This is a genomic window from Oscillibacter sp. KLE 1728, assembly GCF_934833455.1.
Lineage (GTDB): Bacteria > Bacillota > Clostridia > Oscillospirales > Oscillospiraceae > Oscillibacter > Oscillibacter welbionis.
Genome location: NZ_CAKVVF010000132.1, coordinates 1 through 3383 on the forward strand (window position 1 = coordinate 1; position 3383 = coordinate 3383).

At 65.4% G+C, this 3383-nt stretch carries 6 protein-coding genes; 4 read left to right on the top strand and 2 right to left on the bottom strand.

Going from position 1 to position 3383, the window contains the following annotated elements:
• Nucleotides 1-305: RluA family pseudouridine synthase (locus QVE23_RS10715; protein ID WP_287968207.1), on the top strand; the 305-nt coding region annotated here is incomplete at its 5' end.
• An 18-nt stretch (nucleotides 306-323) separates the two neighbouring features.
• Here QVE23_RS10715 and QVE23_RS10720 read toward each other — a convergent pair.
• Complete coding sequence (locus QVE23_RS10720) at nucleotides 324-581, bottom strand: hypothetical protein (RefSeq protein ID WP_036629957.1); 258 nt, start codon at nucleotides 579-581, stop codon at nucleotides 324-326.
• A gap of 94 nt (nucleotides 582-675) precedes the next feature.
• On the opposite strand from QVE23_RS10720, the gene QVE23_RS10725 reads away from it, so the two are divergent.
• The 3 genes from QVE23_RS10725 to miaB all read left to right on the top strand — a co-directional run bounded on the left by QVE23_RS10725 (nucleotide 676) and on the right by miaB (nucleotide 3139).
• A complete protein-coding gene (locus QVE23_RS10725) occupies nucleotides 676-879 on the top strand; it encodes a helix-turn-helix domain-containing protein (RefSeq protein ID WP_287967008.1) in 204 nt (67 codons plus the stop codon).
• A gap of 13 nt (nucleotides 880-892) precedes the next feature.
• Nucleotides 893-1597, top strand: a complete 705-nt coding sequence (locus tag QVE23_RS10730; RefSeq protein WP_287968209.1) for an HAD family hydrolase — start codon at nucleotides 893-895, stop codon at nucleotides 1595-1597.
• A gap of 129 nt (nucleotides 1598-1726) precedes the next feature.
• Nucleotides 1727-3139 (top strand): tRNA (N6-isopentenyl adenosine(37)-C2)-methylthiotransferase MiaB, encoded by a 1413-nt coding sequence (gene miaB, locus QVE23_RS10735; RefSeq protein ID WP_025545233.1) that lies wholly within the window; start codon nucleotides 1727-1729, stop codon nucleotides 3137-3139.
• Here the strand turns inward: miaB and QVE23_RS10740 are convergent.
• Nucleotides 3136-3383: hypothetical protein (locus QVE23_RS10740; RefSeq protein WP_021750636.1), on the bottom strand; the 248-nt coding region annotated here is incomplete at its 5' end. The two genes, miaB and QVE23_RS10740, sit on opposite strands and share 4 nt — an antisense overlap.

Genomic DNA, 3383 nt, shown 5'->3' on the forward strand with positions numbered 1-3383 from the left:
GCGGCCGGAGCGCGGTGACCCACTGGTCCGTGCTGGAGCGGTTCCCCGGCTATACGTATGTGGAGTGCCGACTGGAGACCGGGCGCACCCACCAGATCCGCGTGCACATGGCGCACATCGGCCACCCCATTCTGGGGGACACGGTGTACGGGGCGAAAAAGCCCGTGCCGGGCCTCCAGGGGCAGTGCCTTCATGCGGTGGGGCTGCGGTTTCTCCATCCCCGGACCGGGGAGCTGGTGGAGCTGTGGTGCGACCTGCCGGAGGCGTTCCAGACCCAGCTGCGGAAGCTGGAGAACCGAGGATAGAACAACGCCGGGCCGCTCTCAGCGGTCCGGCGCGTTTGCACCCGGCAGCCGGGTGTCCGGCGGGTCCTGGTCCGGGGTGCGGGGGATCCACAGGGGGCAGGACTGGTCCTCCCGCCGGTCCTTCATGCGGGGATGGGCGCAGTGGCCCAGGCTCAGGGGCAGAAAGCACCCGTTGGGGGCGTTCCGGGCCTGCCGCCCGTCCCGCCAGATGTAGTGCCGGGTAAAGTGGCCGCAGGAGCCGCAGTACACGTCATCCCGTTTCTCATATAGAGCCATTTTTATCACCTCATGAAAATTATATCGGCTACACCGATATAAGTCAATATCGCTTTCACCGATGCGGTATGTTATCGCTTGAGGTGATGGCATCATGTATTTGAGGAGAGTCAAGGAACTGCGAGAGGATCCGGACACACCGCAGAAAGTGATCGCGGAGTATCTCGGTGTGAAACAGAACACCTACTCAGACTACGAAAACGGAAAGATCAAGATACCGCTGGAAGTCTTTTTCAAATTGGCAGATTACTACAAGGTCAGCTTGGACTATTTAGCGGGCCGCACAGACAAGCGATAGAAGGAGGGCACCCATGTTCACAGCCATTCTCTGGGACTACGACGGCACCCTGGCCAACACGCCGGTGAAGAACATCGCCGTCACCAGGGCCGTCCTTGGCCGCCTGGACCCGGCCCTGCTGGACCCGCTGCCGGAGGCGCTTTCCTCCCTGGACGCCTATCAGGCCGCCAACTACCGCTGGCGCAACTGGCGGGAGCTGTACCAGCACGCCCTCCGCGTCCCGGCGGACCGGCTGGACGAGGCGGGGGCCCTGTGGGGCCCCTGCCAGCTGGCGGACCGGACCCTGCCGCCCCTCTTCGGCGGGCTTTTGGAGGTTCTGCCCCGTCTGGCCGCCCTGGCCCCCATGGGCATCTGCTCCCAGAACGACAGCGGCAACATCCGCGCCGCCCTGGCCGCCCACGGCGCGGCGGACTGCTTTGCCGCCGTGGTGGGCCACGCGGACGTGGACTTCGCCCGTCAGAAGCCGGACCCCGCCGCCTTCCTGGCCTGCCTGGACCGGCTGGGGCTTCGGGAGGGGCGCTTCGCCTACATCGGGGACCACGCCGGGGACATCGCCTTCGGCCGCAATGCCCAGGCGGCCCTGCGGGCCATGGGCCGGGCGGCGGAGGTGGTCTGCGTGGCCGCCGCCTGGGGCGGCGCCCCGTCCGTGGATTTGGCGGCGGCGGACGCCGTGGCCGCCCGCCCCGCGGACCTGCCGGATCTGCTGGCAGACCTGTGACACAACAGCGGCCCCGCCGGAAACTTCCCGGCGGGGCCGCTGTCTGCCTGCCGGAGGTTTCTGCTTGTGCTTTGTTTTCTGGTGTGCTATGATATTTTAGTTAAAGTATCTGCATTTGGAGGAACTGATTTGGAACGCGAAAACGTATTGATCCCCCAGGCGGACCTGGACCGCCAGCGGGAGTTTGAGGAGAAGATCCGCGGCCTGTTCGCCGCCCGGGAGGCTCACCCCGCGGCCTGTGTGGACACCTTCGGCTGCCAGCAGAATGTGGCGGACGGACAGAAGCTCATGGGGATGCTGGAGGCAAGCGGCTTCACCCTCACCCAGGACCCGAAGGAGGCCGATCTGGTGCTCCTGAACACCTGCGCCATCCGGGAGCACGCGGAGGACCGGGTGTTCGGCAACCTGGGCGCCCTGACCCACACCAAGAAGGAGAATCCGGAGCAGGTGATCTGCCTGTGCGGCTGCATGGCCCAGGAGCCCCGGGTGTCGGAGCGGATCAAAAAGTCCTATCCCCACGTGGATCTGGTGTTCGGCCCCCAGGCCCTGTGGAAGTTCCCGGAGCTTTTGTGGCAGGTGTATGAGACGAAGAAGCGGGTCTTTTCCGTCCAGGACGAGCACGGCACCATTGCCGAGGGCATCCCCGTGGTGCGGGAGAAGGGCGTGAAGGCCTGGGTCTCCATCATGTACGGATGCAACAACTTCTGCTCCTACTGCATCGTGCCCTATGTCCGGGGCCGGGAGCGGAGCCGGGACCCCCAGGCCGTGCTGGCGGAGGTCCGGCAGCTGGTGGAGGCGGGGTACAAGGACATCACCCTGCTGGGCCAGAACGTGAACTCCTACGGCAACGACCTGGATTTGAACTACCACTTCCCCGACCTGCTGGCGGACATCGACCGGATCCCGGGGGAATATCTCATCCGCTTCATGTCCAGCCACCCCAAGGACGCCACGCCCCGGCTGTTTGACGTGATGGCCGCAAGCTCTCATGTGGCCAAGCAGCTGCACCTGCCCTTCCAGTCCGGCAACGACCGGGTCCTGAAAGAGATGAACCGCCGCTACACCCGGCAGCAGTACCTGGATCTGGTGAACTACGCCAAGCGGGTCATGCCCGGGCTGGTATTGACCTCCGACGTCATCATCGGCTTCCCCGGCGAGACGGAGGCGGAGGCCATGGACACCGTGTCTCTGGTGGAGGAGGTGGGGTTTGACGCCCTGTTCACCTTCATCTACTCCCCCCGCCCCGGCACCAAGGCCGCGGCCATGCCGGACCCGGCCACCCGGGCGGAGAAGCAGAAGTGGTTTGACAGGCTCCTGGAGGTCCAGAACAATATGTCCGCCAAGCTCCACGCCGCCTATGTGGGCAAAACGGTGCGGGTGCTGGTGGACGGCGAGAGCGACGACCCGGAGTACCCCCTGACCTCCCGGACGGAGGGCAACCGTCTGGTGCGGCTGAAAGGGGACAAGGCCCTGATCGGGCAGTTCGCGGATGTGGCCGTCACCGGCAGCAACACCTGGGCGCTGTACGGCGAGGCCGTTTAACGGTAGACCTCCCGCGCGAGGAGGAAGGCCCTGCGGGCGTAGGCGTCCTGATAGGCGCTGCCTGCGGCGGCGGAGGCGTCCTCATAGGAATCCAGCAGCGCACGCTGCTGATCGGTGAGGGTGGCGGAAAGCGCGGTCAAGGCGTCGTTCGCCTGCTGGAGGGGGAGGAAGTAGTCCTTGCCCAGAGAGGGGTACAGCTCGTCCTCCAGGGCGGTGAGCAGGATGTCGATGTAATCGGACATAG

Coding starts and splice junctions, on each gene's coding strand:
- QVE23_RS10725 (WP_287967008.1), top strand. CDS start 676: ATGTATTTGAGGAGAGTCAAGGAACTGCGAGAGGATCCGGACACACCG.
- QVE23_RS10720 (WP_036629957.1), bottom strand. CDS start 581: ATGGCTCTATATGAGAAACGGGATGACGTGTACTGCGGCTCCTGCGGC.
- QVE23_RS10730 (WP_287968209.1), top strand. CDS start 893: ATGTTCACAGCCATTCTCTGGGACTACGACGGCACCCTGGCCAACACG.